The organism is Acinetobacter sp. V2, assembly GCF_001188385.1.
GTDB classification, from domain to species: Bacteria; Pseudomonadota; Gammaproteobacteria; order Pseudomonadales; family Moraxellaceae; genus Acinetobacter; species Acinetobacter oleivorans.
This window is the reverse complement of record NZ_JZFB01000001.1, coordinates 59338-60897: the sequence shown is the minus strand read 5'-3', so window position 1 is coordinate 60897 and position 1560 is coordinate 59338. Positions and strand designations below refer to the sequence as shown.

Sequence of the window (1560 nt, the reverse complement as noted above, 5' to 3'; positions counted from 1 at the left end):
AGATCATTAAAAAGTAAGGATAAATAATTAAAATTTATTGTTAAATTGGGGTTTATAAAACGCTTATCATTCAAAGCTCTAACGATGTCTTAAAAGATACAACTTGCAAAAAAAAATCTACGGCAATATTTTAGAGTAATAACTCCAAAAAAATCTAAGATTAAAAGTATAAGTATTGGTTCTTATACATAGATTCAAACTGCAAATAGTTAATCCAAATTTTTTGCTAGTTTATCAGTTAAAAAATATTTTGAATTTTAGACACTTAAGGTGAATTTGTGCTTTCCGATCTCGGCATTATAAATTTTTGGACTTATTTCCTAGGTGTAATATTAATAATTCTTGCGCCTGGTCCTGAAACAATGTTTGTCATTAAGACAAGTATTAAAAGCGGAGTAAGAAAAGGGTTCGCGGCAATTCTATCCATTGTTCTGAGCGATGTATTATTAGTATTAATGGCTTGGGCCGGTCTTGCGGCCGTTATTAGCTCTACTCCCTTTTTATTTAACACAATAAAATATGCTGGAGCCGCATATCTCTTTTATTTAGGCGTACAAACACTTTATTCTGTTATAAAGCTAAAAGAAAAAAATGAAATAGAAGAAACAGAACTAAAAGATAATAGTGGGATAATAAGCCAAGGAATGCTGGTAACTCTCCTCAACCCGAAAACACTTCTATTTCATATTTCCTTTTTTTCCCAATTCATCAATATTAGTGCTCCACATATATGGATGGCTTTTATTGTTCTTACCGCCATAATGCTTACAATTACATTGATTTATCTTAGTTTTTTAGTATTTTGTGGTGCATATTTAATTAGCCGTTTGAAAGGAAATAGAATACTTTCTACTTTGGGAAATATGTTTATTGGTTTTTTCTTCATAGGTTTTGCTGCAAAATTATTATATTCAAGCTATTGATATAGCTCCTACCCAATCTTAAAACAGAGTTCCCTTAACTCTTTGCTAGACTAACCACACCATATTTTAAATTCTGGCAAAACATTCCAAATAAATGCTTAATTAATTAAGCACTTATAATATATTGATCTAGATTTTTTAATGCAAAATTAATCACCTGAGAAAGCTCTTCTTTGGAATATCCATCTCTTGCCTGAACAGATAAACCATGGAGAACGAGCGCGTAATATTGCCCTAAAGCTTTAGGGTTTGCATCTGCGACCAATTGACCATCTGATTTTGCCTGCACAAATCGTTCGATCAGACTGTGGCCCCGTGCAATGCGCTGTGCTTTCATCCAATCCAAAACAGCTTGGTTTTCTTCGCCTAGCACACTTGCTGCCGACACCACCATGCACCCATAGGAATGGTTGGTTTGCGTGTAAAGCGCTAGTGCATCTTGAAATAATTGGTTTATTGCATCCTTAATATTTTTTTGCTTTAAAGCATTTAGCGCAAAATTACCTTCGTTTTTTTCGTAGTGATTAACAGCCTCTCGAAACAAGGCCTCTTTTGAGCCAAACGCTTTATAAATTCGAGCTGAGGCAATCCCCAAAACCTCAACTAAATCTGACATTGATGTACCTTCATAGCCGTG

2 protein-coding genes are annotated in these 1560 nt (G+C 34.0%); one reads left to right on the top strand and one right to left on the bottom strand.

Annotated features, from left to right (window positions below):
* The first annotated feature begins 278 nt into the window (after positions 1-278).
* Entirely contained in the window at positions 279-923 is a 645-nt protein-coding gene (gene leuE, locus UC75_RS00285; protein WP_049836304.1) for a leucine efflux protein LeuE, read from the top strand.
* Positions 924-1029: 106 nt separating this feature from the next.
* Here leuE and UC75_RS00280 read toward each other — a convergent pair.
* The coding region (locus UC75_RS00280) for a TetR/AcrR family transcriptional regulator (protein ID WP_164837862.1) at positions 1030-1560 on the bottom strand (531 nt) is incomplete at its 5' end.